The 24,391-nt window shown below is 55.5% G+C and carries 19 protein-coding genes; 14 read left to right on the forward strand and 5 right to left on the reverse strand.

From position 1 onward, the window contains the following. The first annotated feature begins 1 nt into the window (after nt 1). On the forward strand, nt 2–1,189 hold the full coding sequence (locus AC559G_RS07520) for an MFS transporter (RefSeq protein WP_498912079.1): 1,188 nt from the start codon (nt 2–4) through the stop codon (nt 1,187–1,189). A 93-nt stretch (nt 1,190–1,282) separates the two neighbouring features. Continuing rightward, the gene (locus AC559G_RS07525) at nt 1,283–2,755 is read left to right on the forward strand and encodes a transporter permease (protein WP_498912080.1); all 1,473 of its coding nucleotides are present in this window, start codon (nt 1,283–1,285) and stop codon (nt 2,753–2,755) included. 44 nt (nt 2,756–2,799) lie between these two features. On the opposite strand, the gene leuD is transcribed toward AC559G_RS07525, so the two are convergent. Genes leuD through leuA form a run of 4 tightly spaced genes read right to left on the reverse strand, consistent with a single transcriptional unit; the run spans nt 2,800 to nt 7,482 of the window. Then, the gene (gene leuD, locus AC559G_RS07530) at nt 2,800–3,402 is read right to left on the reverse strand and encodes a 3-isopropylmalate dehydratase small subunit (RefSeq protein ID WP_498912081.1); all 603 of its coding nucleotides are present in this window, start codon (nt 3,400–3,402) and stop codon (nt 2,800–2,802) included. Nucleotides 3,403–3,411: 9 nt separating this feature from the next. Continuing rightward, on the reverse strand, nt 3,412–4,812 hold the full coding sequence (gene leuC / locus AC559G_RS07535; RefSeq protein WP_438598343.1) for a 3-isopropylmalate dehydratase large subunit: 1,401 nt from the start codon (nt 4,810–4,812) through the stop codon (nt 3,412–3,414). Nucleotide 4,813: 1 nt separating this feature from the next. Further along, nucleotides 4,814–5,905, reverse strand: a complete 1,092-nt coding sequence (gene leuB / locus AC559G_RS07540; protein WP_438598344.1) for a 3-isopropylmalate dehydrogenase — start codon at nt 5,903–5,905, stop codon at nt 4,814–4,816. Nucleotides 5,906–5,907: 2 nt separating this feature from the next. Further along, nucleotides 5,908–7,482, reverse strand: a complete 1,575-nt coding sequence (gene leuA, locus AC559G_RS07545; protein WP_438598345.1) for a 2-isopropylmalate synthase — start codon at nt 7,480–7,482, stop codon at nt 5,908–5,910. A gap of 903 nt (nt 7,483–8,385) precedes the next feature. On the opposite strand from leuA, the gene leuO reads away from it, so the two are divergent. From leuO to cra, 5 genes are all read left to right on the forward strand, one after another. Next, complete coding sequence (gene leuO, locus AC559G_RS07550) at nt 8,386–9,330, forward strand: transcriptional regulator LeuO (protein ID WP_498912082.1); 945 nt, start codon at nt 8,386–8,388, stop codon at nt 9,328–9,330. 435 nt (nt 9,331–9,765) lie between these two features. Further along, nucleotides 9,766–11,565 carry an AMP-dependent synthetase/ligase gene (locus AC559G_RS07555; RefSeq protein WP_498912083.1) on the forward strand — a complete coding sequence of 600 codons (1,800 nt, stop codon included), beginning with the start codon at nt 9,766–9,768 and terminating at the stop codon, nt 11,563–11,565. A gap of 592 nt (nt 11,566–12,157) precedes the next feature. Beyond that, entirely contained in the window at nt 12,158–13,876 is a 1,719-nt protein-coding gene (gene ilvI / locus AC559G_RS07560) for an acetolactate synthase 3 large subunit (RefSeq protein ID WP_498912084.1), read from the forward strand. 2 nt (nt 13,877–13,878) lie between these two features. Next, nucleotides 13,879–14,370 (forward strand): acetolactate synthase small subunit, encoded by a 492-nt coding sequence (gene ilvN, locus AC559G_RS07565; RefSeq protein WP_165907028.1) that lies wholly within the window; start codon nt 13,879–13,881, stop codon nt 14,368–14,370. A gap of 216 nt (nt 14,371–14,586) precedes the next feature. After that, nucleotides 14,587–15,591 carry a catabolite repressor/activator gene (gene cra, locus AC559G_RS07570; RefSeq protein ID WP_438596716.1) on the forward strand — a complete coding sequence of 335 codons (1,005 nt, stop codon included), beginning with the start codon at nt 14,587–14,589 and terminating at the stop codon, nt 15,589–15,591. Nucleotides 15,592–15,643: 52 nt separating this feature from the next. Here cra and AC559G_RS07575 read toward each other — a convergent pair whose 3' ends face one another. After that, complete coding sequence (locus tag AC559G_RS07575) at nt 15,644–16,084, reverse strand: L-alanine exporter AlaE (protein ID WP_438596717.1); 441 nt, start codon at nt 16,082–16,084, stop codon at nt 15,644–15,646. Nucleotides 16,085–16,956: 872 nt separating this feature from the next. Between AC559G_RS07575 and mraZ the strand changes: the two genes are divergently transcribed. Genes mraZ through mraY form a run of 7 tightly spaced genes read left to right on the forward strand, consistent with a single transcriptional unit; the run spans nt 16,957 to nt 24,390 of the window. Next, the gene (gene mraZ, locus AC559G_RS07580; RefSeq protein WP_279028525.1) at nt 16,957–17,415 is read left to right on the forward strand and encodes a division/cell wall cluster transcriptional repressor MraZ; all 459 of its coding nucleotides are present in this window, start codon (nt 16,957–16,959) and stop codon (nt 17,413–17,415) included. A 2-nt stretch (nt 17,416–17,417) separates the two neighbouring features. Continuing rightward, nucleotides 17,418–18,359 (forward strand): 16S rRNA (cytosine(1402)-N(4))-methyltransferase RsmH, encoded by a 942-nt coding sequence (gene rsmH, locus AC559G_RS07585; protein WP_462615137.1) that lies wholly within the window; start codon nt 17,418–17,420, stop codon nt 18,357–18,359. After that, complete coding sequence (gene ftsL, locus AC559G_RS07590) at nt 18,356–18,676, forward strand: cell division protein FtsL (RefSeq protein WP_438596719.1); 321 nt, start codon at nt 18,356–18,358, stop codon at nt 18,674–18,676. The genes rsmH and ftsL overlap by 4 nt, the downstream gene beginning before the upstream one ends. Before the next feature lie 42 nt (nt 18,677–18,718). Then, a complete protein-coding gene (locus AC559G_RS07595; protein ID WP_438596720.1) occupies nt 18,719–20,482 on the forward strand; it encodes a peptidoglycan glycosyltransferase FtsI in 1,764 nt (587 codons plus the stop codon). Beyond that, nucleotides 20,469–21,956, forward strand: a complete 1,488-nt coding sequence (murE, locus tag AC559G_RS07600; protein ID WP_498912085.1) for a UDP-N-acetylmuramoyl-L-alanyl-D-glutamate--2,6-diaminopimelate ligase — start codon at nt 20,469–20,471, stop codon at nt 21,954–21,956. Before AC559G_RS07595 ends, murE begins: the two co-directional genes overlap by 14 nt. Continuing rightward, the gene (murF, locus tag AC559G_RS07605) at nt 21,953–23,314 is read left to right on the forward strand and encodes a UDP-N-acetylmuramoyl-tripeptide--D-alanyl-D-alanine ligase (protein ID WP_498912086.1); all 1,362 of its coding nucleotides are present in this window, start codon (nt 21,953–21,955) and stop codon (nt 23,312–23,314) included. Before murE ends, murF begins: the two co-directional genes overlap by 4 nt. Further along, entirely contained in the window at nt 23,308–24,390 is a 1,083-nt protein-coding gene (mraY, locus tag AC559G_RS07610; protein ID WP_095845989.1) for a phospho-N-acetylmuramoyl-pentapeptide-transferase, read from the forward strand. Before murF ends, mraY begins: the two co-directional genes overlap by 7 nt. Nucleotide 24,391: the final 1 nt, after the last annotated feature.

The raw sequence follows: 24,391 nt of genomic DNA on the forward strand, positions 1-24,391 counted from the left end.
AATGAAAGTTTCCCGCTGGTCGCCACGTCGTTTTAACCCCGTATTTGCCGCATTCCTGATTCTGGCTTTTCTGGCCGGTATCGCCGGTGCGTTGCAGGCGCCAACGCTGAGTCTGTTTCTCACCACTGAAGTGAAGGTCAGGCCGCTGTGGGTGGGGTTGTTCTATACCATTAACGCCGTTGCCGGCATTATCGTCAGTTTTCTGCTGGCGAAACGTTCCGATACCCGTGGCGATCGGCGCAAGCTGATTCTGGTTTGCTGCCTGATGGCGGTGGGCAACTGCATACTGTTCGCCTTCAACCGCGACTACCTGACGTTGATTACTCTGGGCGTGTTTCTGGCCGCGGTGGCCAATACCGCGATGCCGCAGATTTTTGCGCTGGCGCGCGAGTATGCGGACAGCTCGGCGCGCGAGGTGGTGATGTTCAGCTCGGTAATGCGCGCCCAATTGTCACTGGCCTGGGTGATTGGCCCGCCGTTGTCGTTTGCCCTGGCGCTGAACTACGGTTTCACCGTGATGTTCCTGATTGCCGCGGGCATTTTTGTGCTCTGCGCGGTTTTGGTGTGGTTTGGCCTGCCCACGGTGCCGCGCGAAGCGCAAACCGGTAGCCTGAATGCTTCACCGATTGCGCCGCCCAGCGCCTGGCGCAACCGTGATGTGCGGCTGTTGTTTTTGGCCTCGATGCTGATGTGGACCTGCAACACCATGTACATCATTGATATGCCGCTGTATATCACCCGCGATCTGGGGCTGCCGGAAAGGCTGGCGGGGCTATTGATGGGCACGGCCGCCGGGCTGGAGATCCCGGCGATGCTGGTCGCCGGTTATCTGGTTAAACGCTTCGGCAAACGCAACATGATGCTGTTTGCCGTTGCGGCAGGCGTGCTGTTTTATGGCGGGCTGGTGCTGTTCAAATTCAAGACGGCGTTAATGGTATTGCAACTGTTTAACGCCGTTTTCATCGGTATTATCGCCGGTATCGGCATGCTCTATTTTCAGGATTTGATGCCAGGCCGGCCAGGGGCTGCCACCACTATGTTCACCAACAGTATTTCCACCGGGGTGATCTTGGCCGGGGTGCTGCAAGGTATGCTGGCGGAATCCCTTGGGCACTACGCGGTGTACTGGTTAGCGCTGATTCTGGTGACGGTTTCACTGTGGCTTTGCGCCCGCGTGCGGGAAGTGTAAAACCCGATGTCTGAATAACGATCTTGTCTTGCCGTATTTATCCCCATTGGCATCCGCCAACCTTTTCATACTGTGCTAATTAATGAGTCGATAATGGATAAATTAACGCCGCTTAAACCCATACCCTCGTTGGTCGCAATCGCTATTACTCTGGTTATCTGGTTTGTTATCCCCGTTCCTGAAGGGGTTGCCCCAAACGCCTGGCATCTGTTGGCGCTGTTTATCGGTACCATTATTGCCATTATCGGCAAGGCGATGCCGATCGGCGCGGTTTCTATCGTGGCGATCGCGCTGGTGGCCCTGACCGGCGTTACCCATCCCGGCAACCCGGAGGCGGCGCTTAGCGACGCGCTAAGTGGGTTTTCCAACCCGCTTATCTGGCTGATTGGCTTTGCGGTGATGATTTCCCTTAGTTTGAATAAAACCGGGTTGGGCGCGCGTATCGGCTATTACTTTATCTCCCTGTTTGGCAAAAAGACGCTGGGCATCGCCTATGCGCTGACGTTGGCGGAAATTACGCTGGCGCCGGTGACGCCGAGCAATACCGCGCGCGGCGGCGGTATTATTCACCCGATCATGCGCTCGATTGCCGATAGCTTCGGCTCCAGCCCGGAACTGAAAACCTCCGGCAAGATTGGCCGCTATCTGGCGCTGGCTACCTACAACATGAACCTGATCACTTCGGCGATGTTTGTTACCGCCACGGCTCCTAACCCGCTGGTGGTCAGCCTGATTGCCAAAGGCACCCATGACAGCGTGCAACTGTCATGGGCGATGTGGGCGATAGCGGCGTTGGTGCCGGGGATTGTTTCACTGATCGTCATGCCGCTGGTGGTGTATTTGATGTATCCGCCGGAAATCAAGAGTACTCCGGATGCACCGCGTTTTGCGCGGGAGAAGCTGCATGCCCTGGGGCCGGTGACGTTGCCGGAAAAAATCACCCTGGGGGTTTTTGCCCTGCTGCTGTTGCTGTGGGCTGGCATCCCGGCGATGATTTTTGGCCCGCAGTTTGCCATTAACCCCACCACCACGGCGTTGATCGGCTTGGCTATCTTGCTGATGACCGGGGTGTTGAACTGGCAGGACATTTTAAAGCACAAAGGGGCATGGGATACCGTGGTGTGGTTCTCTGCGTTGGTGATGATGGCCACCTACCTGGGCAAGCTGGGGTTGATCGCCTGGCTGTCGCATACCGTCGGCAACGGTATTGATCATATGGGGATGAGCTGGGTCGGCGGTATGCTGCTGCTGACCTGTGTCTATCTGTATTCCCACTACTTTTTTGCCAGCACCACCGCGCACGTGACCGCGATGTTCGCCGCCTTCTTTGCCGCCGGTATGGCTCTTGGGGCGCCGCCGGCCTTGCTGGGGTTGCTGCTGGCTTTTTCATCTTCACTGATGATGTCGCTAACCCACTATGCCACCGGCACGGCGCCGATTGTATTTGGTTCGGGCTATGTCACGCTGGCGGAATGGTGGAAAACCGGCTTTGTGATGAGCGTGGTCAACTTGCTGATCTGGATGGTGGTCGGCGGGCTGTGGTGGAAATGGCTGGGATATTGGTAATAAAAAACTCACCCGCCTGGGGGCGGGTGAGGGGATAAGCCTGCTTAGTTCAAAAACGCCGGCTGTTGCGCTTCGTAGCGGGAGATATCCGCTTCGTGCTGCAGCGTCAGGCCAATGCTGTCCAGGCCGTTAATCATGCAGTGGCGGCGGAAGCTGTCGATTTCAAATGGGTAGCTGTGGCCATCGGCTTTGACCACCTGGTTTTCCAGATCGACAGTGAACTCGGTGCCTTCGTTATCGGCCACCAGCTTGAATAGTGTATCCACGTCCTGCTCGCTCAGTGTTACCGGCAGCAGCTGGTTATTGAACGAGTTGCCGTAGAAGATATCGGCAAAGCTTGGCGCGATCACCACTTTAAAGCCGTAATCGGTCAGCGCCCAGGGCGCGTGCTCACGGGATGAGCCGCAGCCGAAGTTTTCGCGCGCCAACAGGATGCTTGCCCCTTTGTAACGCGGTTTATTCAGCACGAACTCCGGGTTGGGCTGCTGGCCGGCGTCATCCAGATAACGCCAGTCGTTGAACAGGTGCACGCCGAAGCCGGTGCGGGTTACTTTCTGCAGAAACTGCTTCGGGATAATGGCGTCGGTATCGACGTTGGCCGCATCCAAAGGCACCACTAAGCCGGTATGTTGAGTAAATTTAGCCACGGTAGCTCCTTAGTGCAATTCACGGATATCGGCGAAACGGCCGGTGACGGCGGCGGCGGCAGCCATGGCCGGGCTGACCAAGTGCGTGCGCCCACCGCGCCCCTGGCGGCCTTCGAAGTTACGGTTGCTGGTTGATGCGCAGCGCTCGCCCGGGTTCAGGCGGTCGTTATTCATCGCCAGGCACATGGAGCAGCCCGGCAGGCGCCATTCAAAACCGGCTTCGATAAAGATCTTGTCCAGGCCTTCCGCTTCCGCCTGGGCTTTCACCGGGCCGGAACCCGGCACGACGATCGCCTGTACACCGCTGGCCACTTTACGCCCTTTGGCGATGGCGGCGGCGGCGCGCAGATCTTCAATGCGCGAGTTGGTGCAAGAGCCGATGAACACTTTGTCGATGGGCACTTCGGTCAGCTTGATGCCCGGTTTCAGGTCCATATACGCCAACGCTTTTTCCGCCGAGGCGCGCTCAACCGGATCGCTGAAGGATTCTGGCAGTGGAATTTCCTGGTTGACCGCGATCACCTGGCCTGGGTTGGTGCCCCAGGTCACCTGCGGCGCGATGTCTTCGGCGCGCAGGGTCACCACGGTGTCGAACTGGGCGTCATCGTCAGATTTCAGCGTGCGCCAGTAAGCGACGGCCTGTTCCCAGTTTTCGCCGGTTGGGGCGAACTGGCGGCCTTTCAGGTAGGTGAAGGTGGTGTCGTCCGGTGCTACCAGGCCCGCTTTGGCACCCATTTCAATCGCCATGTTGCACAGCGTCATGCGGCCTTCCATGCTCAGCGCTTCGATCGCCTTGCCGCAGAATTCCACCACGTGGCCGGTGCCGCCGGCGCTGCCGGTTTTCCCGATCACCGCCAGCACAATGTCTTTGGCCGTGATGCCGTCGGCGGCTTCACCGGTGACTTCGATCTTCATCGTTTTGGCGCGCCCCTGCTTCAGGGTTTGCGTCGCCAGCACGTGTTCCACTTCAGAGGTGCCGATACCAAACGCCAGCGAACCAAATGCGCCATGGGTGGCGGTGTGGGAATCGCCGCAAACGATGGTCATGCCCGGCAGCGTAATGCCCTGTTCCGGCCCCATCACGTGCACGATGCCCTGGTACGGGTGGTTCAGATCATACAGTGAAACGCCAAACTCCGCGCAGTTCTTGATCAGTTCCTGCATCTGAATGCGCGCCATCTCGCCGCTGGCGTTGATGTCTTTGGTTTGCGTGGAGACGTTGTGATCCATGGTGGCAAACGTTTTGCTAGGCTGCCGCACCGGGCGCCCCATGGCGCGCAGACCGTCGAATGCCTGTGGGGAAGTGACTTCGTGCACCAGATGGCGATCGATGTACAGCAACGGCGTTTCATTCGGCGCTGCATACACCACGTGTGCGTCGTACAATTTTTGGTATAACGTCTTGCCCATGTTATGCCCCCTGCGCAACAAAGCGAGCGATGATGTCGCCCATTTCGCTGGTGCCAATGGCTTTGCCGTTGCCAGCCAGATCGGCGGTGCGGTAACCCTGCTCCAGCGCCTGATTGATCGCGCGCTCGATGGCATCGGCGGCGTCTTCTGCCCCCAGGCTATAGCGCAGCAGCAGGGCGGCGGACAGGATCTGGGCTACCGGGTTGGCGATGTCTTTGCCTGCGATGTCCGGTGCGGAACCGCCGGCGGGTTCGTACAGGCCAAAGCCTTGTTCATTCAGGCTGGCGGAAGGCAGCATGCCCATAGAGCCGGTGATCATGGCGCATTCGTCAGACAGAATATCGCCAAACAGGTTGGAGCACAGCAGCACGTCGAACTGCGACGGGTCTTTAACCAACTGCATGGTGGCATTGTCGATGTACATGTGCGACAGCTTGACGTCCGGGTACTCTTTGGCGATTTCGCTGACCACTTCGCGCCACAGGATGGAGCTTTGCAGCACGTTGGCTTTATCAATGGAGGTGACGATGCCGCGGCGTTTGCGTGCGGACTCGAAGCCAATGCGGGCAATACGTTCGATCTCGAAACGGTGATAGATCTCGGTGTCAAAGGCGCGTTCGTGCATGCCTTGGCCTTCACGGCCCTTCGGCTGGCCGAAGTAAATGCCGCCGGTCAGTTCACGCACGCACAGAATATCGAAGCCGCGCGCGGCGATATCGGCACGCAGCGGGCAAAAGCTTTCCAGGCCTTGATACAGACGGGCCGGGCGCAGGTTGCTGAACAGTTTGAAATGCTTACGCAGCGGCAACAATGCACCACGTTCCGGCTGTTCTGCCGGCGGCAGGTGTTCCCATTTCGGGCCGCCTACGGAGCCGAACAGGATTGCATCCGCCTGCTCACAGCCGGCGATGGTTTCCTGCGGCAGCGGGGTGCCGTGGCGATCGATGGCGATACCGCCAATATCATATTCGGCATGGGTGATGCGCAGGCCGAAACGTTCACGCACTGCGTCCAACACTTTGTATGCCTGCGCCATCACTTCCGCGCCGATTCCGTCTCCGGGCAAGACGGCAATGTGGTAAGTCTTTTTCATGTTCACACCGTTTCCTGATTATTTTGATGTTTGTTTTGCTGCAGGCGTTGTTTTTCTTTTTCTACCTGCTGGGAACGCCAAATGTTGTTCAATACGTTAATCATCGCTTGAGCGGAGGATTCAACGATGTCGGTCGTCAGGCCTACGCCGTGGAAACGGCGGCCGTGGTAAGACACCACGATATCAACCTGCCCCAGTGCATCGCGGCCCTGGCCTTTGGCGGAGAGCTGGTATTTTACCAGTTCGATCGGGTATTCGGTAATGCGGTTGATGGCTTGATACACGGCGTCGACCGGGCCGTTGCCGGTTGCGGCTTCGGCCTTTTCTTCGCCGCCGCACATCAGTTTCACTGATGCCGTAGCCATAACGCTGGTGCCCGATTGTACGCTGAAGTAGCCCAGTTTGAAGTGTTCTTCTTCATCCTGCTGGTTATTGATAAAGGCTAAAGCTTCCAGATCGTAATCGAACACCTGGCCTTTTTTGTCGGCCAGCTTCAGGAATGCGGTGTACAGATTGTCCAGGTTGTAATCTTGTTCTTTGTAGCCCATTTCTTCCATGCGGTGTTTCACGGCTGCACGGCCTGAACGGGAGGTCAGGTTCAACTGCACGTCTTTCAGGCCGATGGACTGCGGGGTCATGATTTCGTAGTTTTCGCGGTTTTTCAGCACGCCGTCCTGGTGGATACCGGAAGAGTGGGCAAAGGCGTTGGAACCGACGATGGCCTTGTTGGCCGGGATTGGCATATTGCACAGTTGGCTGACGATTTGGCTGGTGCGGTAGATTTCCTGATGGTTGATGTTGGTGTGCACCTTCATGATGTCGGCGCGCACTTTGATCGCCATGATCACTTCTTCCAGCGAACAGTTGCCGGCGCGTTCGCCGATGCCGTTCAATGTCCCTTCCACCTGGCGGGCGCCGGCCTGCACGGCGGCGATGGAGTTGCCGACTGCCATACCCAGATCGTCATGGCAGTGCACGGAGATAATCGCCTTATCAATGTTGGGAACGCGATCGTACAGCGTGCTGATGATGCCGCCGAATTGATTTGGTGTGGTGTAGCCAACGGTATCAGGAATATTGATGGTGGTGGCGCCCGCGTTGATCGCGGCTTCTACTACCCGGCACAGATTATCGATTGGCGTGCGGCCGGCATCTTCGCAGGAGAATTCCACATCATCGGTATAGTTGCGCGCTCGTTTGACTGAATGCACCGCCATTTCCAGCACGTCGTCGAAAGAGCGTTTTAATTTTGATTCGATGTGCAGGGTAGAGGTTGCCAGGAACACGTGGATGCGGAACGCTTCGGCAACGCGCAGCGCTTCGGCAGCGACATCAATATCTTTGTCTACGCAGCGCGCCAGGCCGCAGACGCGGCTGTTTTTGATCTGGCGTGCAATGGTCTGTACGGACTCAAAGTCGCCCGGTGAAGAAACCGGGAAGCCGACTTCCATCACGTCAACACCCATTCTTTCCAGCGCCATCGCGATCTGCAGCTTTTCCTTAACGCTCAGGCTGGCTTGCAATGCCTGTTCACCATCACGCAGCGTGGTATCAAAAATAATGACTTGTTCGCTCATCGGTTGTTCCTTCATCGTGTTTGTTTCACGCTAAGCGGGCAAAAAAAAACCCGCGCAGTAGCGCGGGTTTGTTATGAGGTGAGGGGCTGACTTAGATCCAGGCTTCGCCCACCGGCATACCGCGCAAAGAAGATGCGTTTAGTAGTAGGCCTAGTAGACGGGTGGTACGGATCATGGGGTTCAACTTCTCTGAAATATTTGCGTTACCTAAAGTGATACGTTATTCGCCGATAAATGTCAACACTTGGTTGCCCGCCAGGTGCTGGTTGAGTGCGAATGGTAATAGGTAAATCGATTTGGTGGTTTATTCTGTAAAATAAGTTATTTTTAGCAAAAAATAATAATACTTTTTGCGAGATAGTTAGCATAAATAGAACTTAGCAGGCAATGGAATATTGATTATTGATGGCGCTACGATAAAATCTGCAACAGAAGTGAGCGGTGAGAAATCGTTAACTTGAAGTATGCAAGGTATAAAATTGAGAGCAGTTTATCTTTTATTCATGGTGTTATCTTTCATTTTACGTCTATCGGTAAATGAGTAGGGTGAGCGAAAATCTTCTGGAAACAGATTTGAGCGCTATTGACATGTTCCCCGCAATGGCAAGGTGCAGGGATAGGCCGAGTGACAAAACCAACACATCTGCACGTTGCGGAATGTAATTAGCCTGTATTTATGTGAATGTTGTACCTCTTTTGTATTTGTTATTGTCGTGATTTTAGGTGGCTTTGTTTTTTACCATGGGGATTAACCTTAAAGGGTTAGAGTAAAGTTATTGATTCATGTTTTTATGATGTTGATGCACTAATTGAATCTGTTATTGAAAAACTTAACTTAATTGATAATGACGGTTTTTTTAGGTGTTAATGGGATTATTTCAATAGGATTGAGTGGAGTATACTATGTCTGAATCTGATTTAGACGCTGCCTCAGGGAAAGAAACGCTCAGTAGTTACCTGCGTAACATCGATTTAAATTTACTCACGGTGTTTGACGCCGTTATGCAAGAGCAAAGTATTACCCGGGCCGCCAGTTTGCTGGGGATATCTCAACCGGCGGTCAGCAATGCGGTTGTGCGTTTGAAAGCTATGTTTAATGATGAACTTTTTATTCGCTTTGGTCGGGGCATTCAGCCGACGGCCAGGGCCAAACAGCTTTTTTCCCCGGTGCGCCAGGCGTTGTTGTTGGTAAGAAACGAGTTGCCCGGCACGGAATTTGACGCGCAAACCAGCGAACGCACGTTTTCTATTTCTATTTGCAGCCCGCTGGATTTACGCCTGGCAGTTAACATTATCAATACCGTCAAGGGGTTAGCGCCGCATATTCGCCTCCAGATCCGCTCTTTTATGAACAGCGATATTGAACAGCAACTACGCTACCGGGAAACGGATTTCGTCATTAGCTATAAGCGTTTTGACGGTGCAGAATTTTGCAGCGAAGTTTTATTTGAAGATGAGCTCGTATTGGTTGCATCACAAACGCACCCGCGTATTTCGAAGGTTATCATGCATGCACACCTTTTAGCGGAGGAACATGCCGTAGTATCGCTGGAGAATTTTTGTTCCTTTAGTAAACCCTACTATATTGATAATGAAATGCGTAATCGCGTTGCCCAGCAATGTACCGATCTGCTCAGTGTATTAGATATCGTGGCAAAAACGCAGCTTATTGCTATTGTGCCAAAATGGTTGGCGCAACAGCGGCAAGAATTATTATCGCTGAAGATCATTTCTTTGCCTGGGAGTAAACAAAAAAACTATGGTTACCTTTCCTGGCATGAATCCGCGTCTTCGGATAAATCTTACCTCTGGATGAAAACATTACTAAATCATATGGAGGTGTTGTAAGAATAGGTGGGTTTATTAATCTGGGGAAGCGGATTCCCAGATTAATACGGTGTTTGACTCACGTGAAATAATAGGATTTTTCTTGGTTTTAGTGGGTTTTGACTGTAAAAAAATGACATGTTGTTCCGCTGGGTTTCATTATTTTTAATAAAAAATATTATTCTGTTTTATGTATTTTTTTTGGTTTTTTAGCTTACCCAGTTTGCTTGGCCTCTCGGGCGTTGTTACCGAGCTGCCTATCTACCATTTCTTTTGCGCCGCCGCATGGGTTTAGGCGCATCTTTTTTTGAGCTTACACCTCTACGCTGAAATTCCTTCCCCATCGGTAGATGAGCCGGTAAACTGCAGAAAAAAAGCAAACATATGTAAGCCGAGATGCTGGGCTGCCGCTCTGCTCCGGGTTAGTCAATTGATTAAATTCAGGCTCAGAGCACTATGATTGATAACATGCTGCAATACCATATTGTCCAACGCATCCAGCATCAGGTTGCCAACCGGGCCGAATGCACGGCTTTTCGCCAGTGGGCGCCAGGCGGGGAGACCCAACTTTCCTGGCAAGAAGTGGGTTCGCATGTTGAACGCCTTGCGTGTGCGCTGTTGGCCTTTGGGATCGCGGTTCAGGAGCGTGTCGCCATTTTCGCCAATAACAGCATGTCCTGGTCGCTGGCCGATCTGGCCATTTTGCATCTGCGCGCGGTCAGCGTGCCGCTTTATGCCACCAATACGCCGGCCCAGGCGGCCTTTATTATTCATGATGCTGACGTTCGCACCCTGTTTGTCGGCGGGCGGGCGCAACTGGATGCCGCGATTGCGCTACGCGAAAGCTGCCCGCAACTGGCCCATATCATCGTGTTTGATGGCGCCGTCGATCTGCGTGGCTGCGAGATTGCCTGTTACCTGGATGATCTGCTGCGCGATGCCGATGTGGCGGCTTTTGGCCCCGATTTGCAGGCGCGTATTGCCGCGAGGTGCTTAGCCGATCTGTTTACCCTCATCTATACCTCGGGCACCACCGGCGAGCCGAAAGGCGTGATGCTGGATTACCGCAACCTGGCGGCGCAGCTCTGCCTGCATGATGAGCGCCTGAAGGTCAACGGCGATGACGTTTCGCTGTGTTTTCTGCCGTTATCACACGTATTTGAGCGGGCCTGGAGCTTCTTTATCATGCATTCCGGGGCGCAGAACGTTTATCTGCCGAACACCGATTGGGTTCGGCAGGCGATGGCTGCGGTGCGGCCAACTTTGATGTGTGCGGTGCCGCGGTTTTACGAAAAAATCTTTAGCGCCGTGCATGAGAAAGTGGCGCGGGCCCCGTGGCTGCGCCGGGCGTTGTTCTATTGGGCGATGGTGTGTGGTGAGCGCAAGTTCCTGCAGGAGCGTGCCGGCAAGCCGCTGGGCAAACTGTTCATGCTTTCACACTGCTGGGCAGACAAACTGGTGCTCAGCAAGCTGCGCGATATTTTAGGTGGGCGCGTGCGCTTCCTGCCGGCGGCGGGTGCCAAGCTGGATGATAATGTGATCCTGTTTTTCCAGGCGATGGGGATCAACATCAAATACGGCTATGGGATGACGGAAACCTGCGCCACCGTTTCCTGCTGGGAAGAAGGTAATTTCCGCTTTGGCTCCATTGGCAAGCCCTTGCCGGGGATCGGCGTGCGCATTGGTGAAGAAAACGAAATCCAGGTGCATGGCCCGATAGTCATGCGTGGCTACTTCAACAAGCCGCAGGAAACGGCAGCGGCGTTTACCGCCGATGGCTGGCTGAAAACCGGCGATGCCGGGGGGCTTGATGAGGATGGTAATCTGTTTATTACCGAACGGCTGAAAGATCTGATGAAGACCTCCGGTGGGAAATACATTGCGCCGCAAATGATTGAAGGCGTGCTTGCACAGGATCGTTTTATCGATCAGGTCGCGATTGTGGCCGATGCGCGTAAATTTGTTTCCGCACTAATTGTGCCAAGCTTTGAATCGTTGGAAGAGTATGCGAAGTCGATCAACCTTAAGTATCACGATCGGCTGGAGCTTCTGCGCAACAGCCATATTGTCGAGATGTTCGAACATCGCCTGCGCGAAATGCAAAAAGAACTGGCGCGCTTCGAGCAGGTGAAAAAGTTTACCCTACTGCCGGCGGCATTCTCGATGGAACAGGGGGAGTTAACGCCAACCCTGAAGCTACGGCGTAAAGTGATCCTGCAGCGCTACCAACACCAAATTGATTCTATGTACCAATAAACGTGGATTTAGCGGGCCAAAAGCCGGTGCTTTTGGCTAAAAAAACGCCATTGAACGTGCCTGATATAGTTCTGTTATTCATTCCTTGTTCAAAACAATAGATGGATAAAATCCGTGGATGCCAGTGCATTATCTTTATTAACCTGAATTATTCAGTTTGGTAACAATCCCCCTTGGCTTGCTGTGCCATTTTGCCGTTTGCCTGCCCCCATATTCTGACGTTATGTTAGTGCGTTATACCCTTCATACTTCACGTTGCAGGTGTGTTGGCTGTGCTTGGTCACCCGAATCACTTACCAAAGTAAGCGCATTGGGATTGAATGAGAGACATCCTGTCTCTCACCGGAGGCCAGCCGTTGGCCGGTTAAATTCGTTCCCGACGAATTTGTCGCAGCAAAGCCGCATGATTCGGCCATACGGCTTTCACCCCTTCGGGGCCAGCGCCGGCGCTGTTCAAAAACGCTTTTGCGTTTTTGTTCTGCAACTCGAATTATCTTGGGTACGTAGTCAATTCATAATAATTTTGGGGCATTGTCCCTGTATTGGCGCGCTATCCGCGCCAACAAAGCATTATCAGCCTGGAGGCAAACCCATGGAAATGTTGTCAGGAGCCGAGATGGTCGTTCGATCGTTGATCGATCAGGGCGTTAAGCACGTATTCGGCTATCCGGGCGGGGCAGTATTGGATATCTATGACGCCCTGCATACGGTCGGTGGGATCGACCATATTTTAGTCCGCCATGAGCAGGGCGCGGTGCATATGGCTGATGGCTATGCGCGTGCAACGGGCGAAGTGGGGGTTGTGCTGGTGACTTCCGGCCCGGGCGCTACCAATGCCATTACCGGCATTGCCACGGCCTATACCGACTCTATTCCGCTCGTGGTGCTTTCCGGCCAGGTACCTAGCTCGCTGATTGGCTACGATGCTTTTCAGGAGTGCGACATGGTGGGGATATCCCGCCCGGTGGTGAAGCACAGCTTCCTGGTGAAGCGCACGGAAGATATTCCCGGCGTGTTGAAAAAGGCTTTCTATTTGGCTGCCAGCGGCCGGCCAGGTCCCGTGGTCATTGACCTGCCGAAAGATATCGTCGGCCCGGCGGTGAGAATGCCGTATGCCTATCCGCAGGAAGTGAGCATGCGCTCCTACAACCCAACGGTTCAGGGCCACCGCGGGCAGATCAAACGGGCGCTGCAAACCGTTCTGGCGGCGAAAAAACCGGTTATGTACGTGGGCGGCGGGGCAATCAATGCCGGCTGCCATGAGGAATTGCTGCAGTTGGCTGAACAGCTTAATCTGCCGGTGGCCAGTTCACTGATGGGGCTGGGGGCGTTCCCCGGCACGCACCGCCAGAGCGTTGGCATGCTCGGTATGCACGGCACCTATGAAGCGAATAAAACCATGCACAACGCGGATGTGATTTTCGCTGTCGGCGTGCGTTTTGACGATCGTACTACCAACAACCTGGTGAAGTACTGCCCGGATGCCACCGTGCTGCACATTGATATTGATCCCGCCTCGATTTCCAAAACCGTCAACGCGGATATCCCGATCGTCGGCGATGCCCGCCAGGTGCTGAACCAAATGCTGGAACTGCTGGCGCAGGGGGAGCAGGCGCAGGACGGCGACGCGCTGCGCGACTGGTGGCAAGCGATTGAACTGTGGCGCGCGCGCAACTGCCTGTGTTATGACAAAAGCGGAACCACCATTAAACCCCAGTCGGTGATCGAAGCCGTTTATCGCCTGACCAAGGGGGATGCTTATGTGACTTCGGACGTGGGCCAGCACCAGATGTTTGCCGCGTTGTATTACCCGTTTGATAAACCCCGCCGTTGGATTAATTCCGGCGGCCTGGGCACAATGGGCTTTGGCCTGCCCGCGGCGCTGGGCGTGAAGCTGGCGCTGCCGGAAGAAACCGTGGTGTGTATCACCGGCGACGGCAGTATCCAGATGAATATCCAGGAGTTGTCGACCGCGCTGCAGTACAATCTGCCGGTGGTGGTGGTGAATCTCAACAACCGCTATCTGGGCATGGTGAAGCAGTGGCAGGACATGATTTATTCCGGCCGCCATTCACAGTCGTATATGGATTCCCTGCCGGACTTCGTCAAGCTGGCGGAGGCCTACGGCCACGTGGGGATCGCCATCCGTTCGCCGGATGAGCTGGAAAGCAAACTGGCGCAGGCGCTGGCTGAGAAGAATCGGCTGGTGTTTGTCGACGTGAGCGTCGATGAAACCGAACATGTTTACCCGATGCAGATTCGCGGTGGGAGCATGGACGAAATGTGGTTAAGCAAAACGGAGAGGACCTGATCATGCGCCGTATTTTATCGGTATTACTGGAAAACGAATCCGGCGCCTTGTCGCGTGTGATCGGGCTGTTTTCCCAGCGGGGCTATAACATCGAGAGCCTGACCGTGGCGCCGACTGACGATCCAACCCTGTCGCGCATGACCATTCAGACCGTCGGCGACGAAAAAGTGCTGGAGCAGATTGAAAAGCAACTGCATAAGCTGGTGGATGTGTTGCGCGTCAATGAGCTGGTGCAGGGCGCGCACGTTGAGCGTGAAATTATGCTGGTCAAGCTGCAGGCCAGCGGCTACGGGCGTGAGGAAGTCAAACGCTGTACGGATATTTTCCGCGGCCAGATCGTCGATGTCACCGCGGCCTTGTACACCGTGCAACTGGCGGGCACCAGCGACAAACTGGATGCTTTTCTCAATGCGGTGCGCGAAGTGGCCGAGATCGTTGAAGTGGCGCGCTCCGGCATTGTTGGCGTGGCGCGGGGCGATAAAATCATGCGCTAGCGGCCGGCGCCGTTGCGTGGTGGACCTTAGGGCGTAGCGTTGGCTACGCCCTTTTTTACGTTTTTTGTCTGTTTGCTGGCACCTTTCGGCAAAAGCGGTTGCTTGCCATAGTTTTCTGCTGTTAGATCGCTGGAACGAGGGTGAATAACGGCATGGGTGCCAGGGTTAATTTGGGTACGGCCTTCACTGTGTTTTCAGCATCATAAAGGGGTTAATGTGAAACTGGATGAAATCGCGCGTCTCGCGGGCGTTTCGCGTACCACGGCCAGTTATGTTATCAACGGCAAAGCAAAGCAGTATCGTGTCAGCGATAAAACCGTCGAAAAGGTGATGGCCGTCGTCAGGGAGCATAACTATCACCCCAATGCCGTGGCCGCCGGGCTGCGTGCCGGGCGAACCCGCTCCATTGGGCTGGTGATCCCGGATCTGGAGAACACCAGCTATACGCGCATCGCCAATTATCTGGAGCGCCAGGCCCGCAAGCGCGGCTATCAGTTGCTGATCGCCTGCTCGGAAGATCAGCCCGATAACGAAATGCGCTGTATCGAACATCTGCTGCAGCGCCAGGTTGATGCGATCATCGTTTCAACGGCGTTGCCGCCGGAACACCCCTTTTACCAACGCTGGGTTAAAGACCCGTTGCCGATCATTGCGCTGGACCGTGCGCTCGATCGCGAGCATTTCATCAGCGTGGTGGGGGCCGATCAGGTCGACGCCTTTGCGCTGGCACAGGAGCTGCGCACTTTTCCTGCGCAATCGGTGCTGTATCTGGGGGCGTTGCCAGAGCTTTCCGTCAGCTTCCTGCGCGAGCAGGGGTTCCGTGAGGCGTGGCAGGATGATGAGCGGCACGTGGATTACCTGTATGCCAATAGCTATGAGCGTGCAGCGGCCGGCGCGCTGTTTGCGGAATGGCTGAAAACCCATCCGATGCCGCAGGCGTTGTTCACCACGTCCTTTTCGCTGCTGCAAGGGGTGATGGACGTAACGCTCAAGCAGTATGGCCGCTTGCCGATCGATTTAGCGATTGCCACCTTCGGCGATAATGAACTATTGGATTTCCTCGAATGCCCGGTGCTGGCGGTGGCGCAGCGCCATCGGGAAGTGGCTGAGAGGGTGTTGGAATTGGTATTGGCCAGCCTGGATGAACCACATAAGCCGAAGCCGGGGCTGACCAGTATCCGCCGTAATTTATTCCGCCGCGGCAGCCTGAGCCGCAAATAAGCGCCAGTTGCGGCCGGCACAACGCACTGGCCGCACCCCCATTCTCATGGCGTTACACGTAGCCTTCTACCCGGAACAGCCGGCGGCAGTATTCCAGAAAATAGCCGTAGATTACGCCCATGACCATCGAGATGATCGCGTTGCTGGCCACTGCGGCCATGATTTGCGGGCCATCCGCGCCCACGCTCCACAGAATGGCGGCATACACCGGTGACTGAAAGCTGACGTAAGCCAGCAGATCGGCCAGGTTGCGCAACAGTAACTGCCCATGCGGGCAGCGGTGCGCGGCGCGGACAAACAGATCGCGGTAGCGCCCATAGGGCCAGGCGATCAAAATATTCACTGGAATGGAAAGCAGGCGTGAGGCAAGGGATTGCTGAAAACTCATGCCTGAGATCAGCATTTCAATCGCCATCCCCGCAATGAAGCAGTACACCACGAGTGCAAAAGTATCTGCGGCGGCACTACGCCAGCGTGAAGCAAAGGGCAGCATAAGGCTAACTCAACTTAATGAAGGTTAACACACCGTTAAATTTACTTTATTTGGTATAAAAAGCTGGTTTATTGCTTTTTATGCAGTTTACTTAACTGTATCAAGATTGTTAACTAGGGTAATATTTTTATTTTAAATGCTAATCTTATTTTTATCCTGAGAATTGCGGGGAAAAGGGGGGTTGGGGGCATTAAAGGCGGGCGTCTGCAATAATAATATTATAAACAAAAGGTTAGCTTTTTGGGGCTGGCAAGTGAGCGGTGAGGGATATAAATAGAGTGAGTGAGCGCGCTAAAAATAGAGAAGATTAATTGTAAAAAGGTATTTTAAGACTAATCTTACGCCGCTGATTTGATTTGAATTTTATGAGGTGTGCATTTCGTGGCGCATTATTTTTTTATTCGCGTTCATCTTTGCCGGATTTATTGCAGTAAAATGGCGCCGCAATTAGGCAGTAATTATTGACGAACATTATTAACTCAAGGGGTTATAATACCCGGATTGAACTGTTTCCGTTGTGCTGCCGGCCGCGGCAGGCGCAGGCGGCAAGGGTTTTGCCGTATGTATATCCCCTTGTGAGAAATGAGACTTTGCTTGCAGAAGGGCGGAATAAGTTAATTAATCGCCAATTTGGCCGGATTTTAATCTGGCGCATGCCTTTAAGGAAATTCTTCTAGTTTATCATGATGTTAATTTTTATTTGTTGAGTGATTAGCATCCCTTTCGTGCGACAGCTCCCAAAATGACCCGACAAATATTGCCAAAGCGCGGGCGCTCTGGCTTGACAAGGTTTTCATACCCTCCGTAAACTCCTTTACGTGGGAATTTGTGGGGTAAAGTGGTGAAAAAGGTCATGAAGGGGTAGCTCAGGAATGTTCCGTGGGGCGACGATGGTCAACCTCGACAGCAAAGGGCGGCTTGCCGTACCTACCCGTTATCGGGATGCGTTGAACGAGGAATCGCAAGGCCAAATGGTTTGTACCATTGACCTCCATCAGCCCTGCCTGCTGCTTTATCCGTTACCCGAATGGGAAATCATTGAACAAAAATTATCCCGTCTGTCGAGTATGAATCCCGCCGAGCGTCGCGTTCAGCGCTTACTCTTGGGGCATGCCAGTGAGTGTCAGATGGACAGTGCCGGTCGGTTGTTGATTGCCAGTACGCTGCGTCAACATGCCGGGCTTTCTAAAGAAGTGATGCTGGTCGGTCAGTTCAACAAGTTTGAACTGTGGGATGAACAGACCTGGTATCAACAAGTTAAGGACGATATTGACGCTGAACAGTCTTCTCAGGAACCGTTGTCTGAGCGGCTACAGGACTTGTCACTATAAGCATGTTGGAAAACTATAAACACACAACCGTATTGCTGGATGAGGCGGTTAATGGCCTCAACATCCGCGGTAACGGCACATATATCGACGGTACTTTTGGTCGTGGTGGCCATTCTCGTCTGATTCTGTCCCAGTTGGGGCCGGAAGGGCATTTACTGGCCATTGACCGCGATCCGCAGGCGATTGCAGCCGCTGAATCTATTGATGATCCCCGTTTTACTATCGTACATGGCCCGTTTTCCGAACTGGCGCACTATGTGCGCGAACGTGGCCTGGAAGGCAAGATTGACGGCGTTTTACTGGATTTAGGCGTTTCTTCGCCTCAGCTTGACGACCCTGAGCGTGGTTTTTCCTTTATGCGCGATGGGCCGCTGGATATGCGTATGGATCCGTCCCGCGGCCAGTCGGCCGCCGAGTGGCTGATGAAGGCCGAAGCAGAAGATATCGCCTGGGTGCTGAAAACCTTTGGCGAAGAGCGCTTCGCCAAGCGCATTGCGCGCGCGATTGTGGAGCGCAACCAATTGGAGCCGATGACGCGCACCAAGGAGCTGGCGGATCTGATCGCCAATGCCAGCCCGGTGCGTGAAAAGCACAAGCACCCGGCGACGCGCAGTTTCCAGGCGATTCGTATCTACATCAACAGCGAGCTGGAAGAAATCGAGCGCGCGCTGGCCGGCGCGTTGGAAATATTGGCGCCGCAGGGGCGCCTGTCGGTGATCAGCTTCCACTCGCTGGAAGATCGCATCGTTAAACGCTTTATGCGCCACCATAGCCGCGGCGCTCAGGTGCCGGCCGGGCTGCCGCTGACCGAAGCGCAACTGCGCGAACTGGGCGGCCGTACGCTGAAAGCCCTGGGCAAGATGATGCCGTCGGAAGCGGAAGTGGCGGAAAATCCACGGGCGCGCAGCTCGGTGCTGCGTATTGCAGAGAGGATGCCGCTGTGATTGGTAATGAGCGTCATGGTTTGGTCGGGGTAATTGGCGGGGATCTGCTGCGTAATGCCAAGATCCCGTTGATTTTACTGATTGCCGTGCTGGTTTCCGCCATTTTGGTGGTGACCACGGCGCACCGCACCCGTTTGCTGACCGCAGAGCGTGAGCAACTGGTGCTGGAACGTGACGCATTGGATATTGAGTGGCGCAACCTGATTCTGGAAGAAAACGCCTTGGGTGACCACAGCCGCGTAGAGCGCATTGCAACTGAGAAGCTGCAAATGCGCCATGTGGATCCATCGCAGGAAAATATCATCGTCAAACAATGAATGACGTCAGCAGAATTATGAGTCGGAGCAAAAAGGGAACGCATGAAAGCAGCACGCCCCGGTAAGTTGAAACGCCAGGAAGATCAAGCCAGCTTTGTCAGCTGGCGTTTTGCGTTGCTGTGCGGCTGTATTTTGCTGGCGCTGGTCGGGTTGATGCTACGCGTGGCCTACCTGCAGGTGATTAACCCCGATCGGCTGGTGAAAGAAGGCGACATGCGCTCGCTGCGCGTGCAGGAAGTACCGACCTCGCGCGGGATGATAAGCGATCGCGCCGGCAGGCCGTTGGCGGTGAGCGTGCCGGTGAATGCCGTTTGGGCCGATCCGAAAGAACTCAATGAACGGGGCGGCATTACGCTGGACTCGCGCTGGAAAGCGCTGTCAGATGCATTGCAAATTCCGCTTGATCAACTCTCCCGGCGGATCAACGCCAACCCGAAAGGGCGCTTTGTCTATCTGGCGCGCCAGGTGAACCCGGCGATCGGCGATTACATCCATAAACTGAAGCTGCCGGGCATCTATCTGCGCCAGGAATCGCGCCGTTACTATCCTGCGGGGCAAGTGACTGCTCACATCATCGGCGTGACCAACATCGACGGCTCCGGCATCGAAGGCATTGAAAAAAGCTTTGACCGTTGGCTGACCGGCCAGCCCGGTGAACGCACCGTACGTAAAGATCGCTACGGCCGGGTGATTGAGGATATTTCCTCGGTGGATAGCCAGGCGGCGCATAACCTGATGCTGAGCGTAGATGAGCGCCTGCAGGCGTTGGTCTATCGCGAGCTTAACAACGCCGTCGCCTTTAACAAAGCCGAGTCCGGCACGGCGGTGCTGGTGGATGTGAATACCGGTGAAGTGTTGGCGATGGCCAACAGCCCGTCCTACAACCCGAACAACCTGTCCGATACGCCGAAAGACACCATGCGTAACCGGGCGATAACCGATATTTTTGAACCTGGTTCAACCGTAAAACCGATGGTGGTGATGACGGCATTGCAGCGCGGCGTCGTGAAGGAAAACAGCGTGCTCAATACCGTGCCCTACCGTGTCAACGGCCATGAGATCAAGGACGTGGCCCGCTATTCGGAACTCTCGGTGACCGGGATCTTGCAGAAGTCGAGTAACGTCGGTGTTTCAAAGCTGGCGTTAGCGATGCCGTCCTCAGCGTTAGTAGATACTTACTCGCGCTTTGGGCTGGGAAAAGCGACCAATTTGGGGTTGGTCGGAGAAAGCAGTGGCTTATATCCTCAAAAACAACGGTGGTCTGACATAGAGAGGGCCACCTTCTCTTTCGGCTACGGGCTAATGGTAACGCCGTTACAGTTAGCGCGAGTCTATGCCACGATCGGCAGTCTGGGGATTTATCGCCCGCTGTCGATTACCAAAGTTGATCCGCCGGTTGCCGGTGAGCGCGTATTCCCGGAGCCACTGGTGCGTACCGTGGTGCATATGATGGAAAGCGTGGCTCTGCCGGGCGGTGGCGGCGTTAAGGCCGCCATCAAAGGCTATCGTATCGCCATCAAAACCGGTACCGCGAAAAAGGTCGGGCCAGATGGCAAATACGTCAATAAATATATCGCCTATACCGCCGGCGTGGCACCCGCCAGCCGGCCTCGCTTTGCCCTGGTGGTGGTGATTAACGATCCGCAGGCAGGGAAATATTACGGTGGTGCGGTTTCCGCACCGGTGTTCGGCGCCATCATGGGCGGGGTTCTGCGCACGATGAACGTTGAGCCGGATGCGTTGCCCACCGGTGAAAAGAACGAGTTTGTGATTAATCAACAAGAGGCTTCAGGTGGCAGATCGTAATTTGCGCGACTTGCTCGCTCCATGGGTGCCAGCAGCCCCCGAGCGCGCGCTACGGGAAATGACATTAGACAGTCGCGTTGCGGCTGCCGGGGATCTGTTTGTTGCCGTTGCCGGCCATCAGACCGACGGGCGCAGTTATATCCCACAAGCCATCGCCCAAGGGGTTGCTGCCGTTATCGCCGAGGCAGAAGGCCAGGCGCAAGACGGTAAAATCATTGAAAAACACGGCGTACCGGTAATTTATCTGAGCCAGCTCAACGCGCGGTTGTCCGCACTGGCCGGCCGTTTTTATCACCAGCCGGCTGAGCGCCTGCAACTGGTTGGCGTTACCGGCACCAATGGCAAGACCACCACCACCCAACTGTTGGCGCAGTGGGCCCAACTGTTGGGTAAAACCAGCGCCGTTATGGGCACCGTCGGTAATGGTCTGCTGGGGCAGGTGGCGCCTTCTGAAAATACCACCGGTTCTGCCGTCGATGTTCAACATACGTTAAACGATCTGGCAGAACGCGGCGCAACCTTCGCCGCCATGGAAGTTTCTTCGCATGGGTTGGTGCAAAAACGCGTGGCGGCGCTGCCGTTTGCCGCCGCAGTATTCACCAACCTGAGCCGCGATCATCTGGATTACCACGGTGATATGGCCAGCTATGAAGCGGCTAAATGGGCGCTGTTCTCCGGGCATGAGGTCGGCCAGTCGATTATCAACGCTGACGATGAAGTTGGCCGGCGTTGGCTGGATAAGCTGCCGGACGCCGTCGCGGTGAGCATGGCGAGCAACATCCCAGCGGATTGGCACGGCCGCTGGCTGACGGCCGGCACCGTGGATTACCACGATAACGGCGCCACCATTCACTTCAGTTCCAGTTGGGGCCATGGGGTGATCGAAAGCCGTTTGATGGGGGCATTTAACGTCAGCAATGTGTTGTTGGCACTGGCGACGTTACTGTCGCTGGGCTATCCGCTGCAGGCACTGGTGGAAACCGGCAGCCAACTGCAGCCGGTGTGTGGCCGTATGGAAGTGTTTGCGGCGCCTGGTAAACCCACGGTCGTCGTTGACTACGCCCATACGCCGGACGCGCTGGAGAAAGCGCTGGCCGCCGCCCGGCTGCATTGCCAAGGGCAACTGTGGTGCGTATTCGGCTGCGGCGGCGATCGCGATAAGGGCAAGCGTCCGCTGATGGGCGGCATTGCCGAACAGTTTGCCGATCGCGTGGTGATCACGGATGACAATCCGCGCACCGAAGAGCCGCAAAGTATTATCGCCGATATTCTGACCGGCCTGTTGGATGCCGGCCGGGCGCAGGTGATCCATGGCCGTGCGCAGGCGGTGTCCAATACCATCATGCAGGCAAAGGCACAGGATGTGGTGCTGGTGGCCGGTAAAGGCCATGAGGATTATCAGATCGTGGGTCATCGCCGTCTGGATTACTCCGATCGCACCACGGTCGCGCGTTTGCTGGGGGGGCTGGCATGATTCCTGTTTCCTTCCAGACGCTGGCAAGCGTTTTGCGCGCGGCGCCGCTGGGCGACGCCGGGCAAATTGTCGAGGTGGTGACGGATACCCGTAAGGTGACGCCGGGCTGCTTGTTCGTCGCCCTGAAGGGCGAGCGTTTCGACGCTCACGATTTTGCCGCCGACGCGGTTGCCGCCGGCGCCGGGGCGTTGCTGGTCAGCAAACGGCTGGCGTTGGATGTTCCGCAGTTGGTGGTTGAAGATACGCGCCTGGCGCTGGGGCAACTCGCTGCCTGGGTGCGCCAGCAGGTTCCTGCGCGCGTAGTGGCATTGACTGGTTCATCGGGCAAAACCTCGGTGAAGGAAATGACCGCCGCAATCCTGCGTGAATGCGGCGAGGTGCTGTATACCGCAGGGAATTTCAATAATGACATTGGCGTTCCGCTGACGTTGTTGCGTTTACAGCCAGAGCACGACTTTGCGGTGATTGAGCTGGGCGCCAATCATATTGGCGAGATTGCCTATACCACCGCCTTGGTGCGGCCACAAAGCGCTCTGGTGAATAACCTGGCGGCGGCGCACCTGGAAGGTTTTGGCTCGCTGGCCGGCGTGGCGCAGGCAAAAGGCGAAATTTTTGCCGGTTTGCCGGCGGGCGGCGTCGGCATCCTTAATGCGGACAGCAACGACTGGCCGCACTGGCAGGCGGCGCTGGCGGGTAAAACGGTCTGGCGGTTCTCACCGCAGGCGGCGGAGAGCGTGGACTTCTCTGCCAGCCAGGTGCAGGTGAACGGCGACGGTACGCAGTTTACGCTGCATAGCCCGTTTGGCGCCGTGGATGTCGCCTTGCCACTGCCGGGGCGCCATAACGTCGCCAATGCGTTGGCGGCGGCGGCGTTGGCCACCTCCGTCGGGGCGCCGCTGCAGGCGGTGCATGCCGGGCTGGCTGGGCTGAAAGCGGTTCCGGGGCGTTTATTCCCGGTCAAACTGGCTGAAGGCAAGCTGATCCTGGACGACAGCTACAACGCCAACGTCGGCTCGATGACCGCAGCGGTGCAGGTGTTGGCCGAGATGCCGGGGTATCGTGTGCTGGTGGTTGGCGATATGGCGGAGCTGGGCGAAGAAGCAGAAGAATGTCACCGCCAGGTGGGTGAAGCCGCCCGTCAGGCCCAGATCGATAAGGTTATCAGCGTGGGGGCGTTAAGCCAGGTGCTGAGCGCCGCCTCCGGTAACGGCGAGCATTTACAGGATAAGGCAGCAGTGATCGCGCGCGTGGCGGAATTACTGTCGGAACATGCGGTAATTACCGTGTTAATCAAAGGGTCACGTAGTGCCGCAATGGAGCAGGTAGTACGCGCGTTACAGGAGAAAGCACCATGTTAGTTTGGCTGGCCGAACATTTGGTCAAGTATTATTCCGGCTTTAACGTCTTTTCCTATCTGACGTTCCGAGCCATCGTCAGCCTGCTGACCGCATTGGTGATCTCTTTATGGATGGGGCCGCGCCTGATTGCGCGCCTGCAGGAAATGTCGTTTGGCCAGGTGGTGCGTAACGATGGCCCGGAATCGCACTTCAGCAAGCGCGGCACGCCGACCATGGGCGGCATTATGATCCTGACCTCCATCACCATTTCGGTGCTGATGTGGGCTTACCCGTCCAATCCGTATGTTTGGTGCGTGCTGTTCGTGCTGGTGGGGTATGGCATCGTCGGTTTTGTCGATGATTACCGCAAAGTGGTGCGCAAAGATACCAAGGGCCTGATTGCCCGCTGGAAGTATTTTTGGCAGTCGGTGATTGCGCTGGCGGTGGCTTTTGTCATGTATGCCGTCGGTAAGGATACGCCGGCCACTGAGCTGGTGGTGCCGTTCTTTAAAGATGTGATGCCGCAGCTTGGCCTGCTGTACGTTCTGCTGGCGTATTTTGTGATTGTGGGCACCAGCAACGCCGTCAACCTGACCGACGGCCTGGACGGGCTGGCGATCATGCCGACGGTGTTCGTGGCCGCCGGTTTTGCGCTGGTGGCCTGGGCCACCGGTAACATGAACTTCGCCAATTACCTGCACATCCCCTATTTGCGCCATGCGGGGGAACTGGTGATTGTGTGCACCGCCATTGTGGGCGCTGGGCTGGGCTTCTTGTGGTTTAACACCTATCCGGCGCAGGTGTTTATGGGCGATGTGGGCTCGCTGGCGCTGGGCGGCGCGTTGGGCACTATCGCTGTGCTGCTGCGCCAGGAGTTTTTGCTGGTGATTATGGGCGGGGTGTTCGTGGTGGAAACGCTGTCGGTCATCCTGCAGGTGGGGTCGTTCAAGCTGCGCGGGCAACGTATTTTCCGCATGGCGCCGATTCACCACCACTATGAATTGAAAGGCTGGCCGGAACCGCGCGTGATTGTGCGCTTTTGGATTATTTCGCTGATGCTGGTGTTGATTGGCCTGGCAACGCTGAAGGTACGTTAAT

It is taken from the genome of Gibbsiella greigii, from assembly GCF_039540155.1.
Taxonomy (GTDB): Bacteria; Pseudomonadota; Gammaproteobacteria; order Enterobacterales; family Enterobacteriaceae; genus Gibbsiella; species Gibbsiella quercinecans.

Excerpts from the sequence above, each read along its gene's own strand:
- mraY (WP_095845989.1), top strand. The coding sequence starts at position 23,308 with ATGTTAGTTTGGCTGGCCGAACATTTGGTCAAGTATTATTCCGGCTTT.
- murF (WP_498912086.1), top strand. The coding sequence starts at position 21,953 with ATGATTCCTGTTTCCTTCCAGACGCTGGCAAGCGTTTTGCGCGCGGCG.
- AC559G_RS07525 (WP_498912080.1), top strand. The coding sequence starts at position 1,283 with ATGGATAAATTAACGCCGCTTAAACCCATACCCTCGTTGGTCGCAATC.
- AC559G_RS07595 (WP_438596720.1), top strand. The coding sequence starts at position 18,719 with ATGAAAGCAGCACGCCCCGGTAAGTTGAAACGCCAGGAAGATCAAGCC.
- leuO (WP_498912082.1), top strand. The coding sequence starts at position 8,386 with ATGTCTGAATCTGATTTAGACGCTGCCTCAGGGAAAGAAACGCTCAGT.
- leuC (WP_438598343.1), bottom strand. The coding sequence starts at position 4,812 with ATGGGCAAGACGTTATACCAAAAATTGTACGACGCACACGTGGTGTAT.
- AC559G_RS07555 (WP_498912083.1), top strand. The coding sequence starts at position 9,766 with ATGATTGATAACATGCTGCAATACCATATTGTCCAACGCATCCAGCAT.
- ilvI (WP_498912084.1), top strand. The coding sequence starts at position 12,158 with ATGGAAATGTTGTCAGGAGCCGAGATGGTCGTTCGATCGTTGATCGAT.
- ilvN (WP_165907028.1), top strand. The coding sequence starts at position 13,879 with ATGCGCCGTATTTTATCGGTATTACTGGAAAACGAATCCGGCGCCTTG.
- AC559G_RS07520 (WP_498912079.1), top strand. The coding sequence starts at position 2 with ATGAAAGTTTCCCGCTGGTCGCCACGTCGTTTTAACCCCGTATTTGCC.
- mraZ (WP_279028525.1), top strand. The coding sequence starts at position 16,957 with ATGTTCCGTGGGGCGACGATGGTCAACCTCGACAGCAAAGGGCGGCTT.
- rsmH (WP_462615137.1), top strand. The coding sequence starts at position 17,418 with ATGTTGGAAAACTATAAACACACAACCGTATTGCTGGATGAGGCGGTT.
- AC559G_RS07575 (WP_438596717.1), bottom strand. The coding sequence starts at position 16,084 with ATGCTGCCCTTTGCTTCACGCTGGCGTAGTGCCGCCGCAGATACTTTT.
- leuB (WP_438598344.1), bottom strand. The coding sequence starts at position 5,905 with ATGAAAAAGACTTACCACATTGCCGTCTTGCCCGGAGACGGAATCGGC.
- leuA (WP_438598345.1), bottom strand. The coding sequence starts at position 7,482 with ATGAGCGAACAAGTCATTATTTTTGATACCACGCTGCGTGATGGTGAA.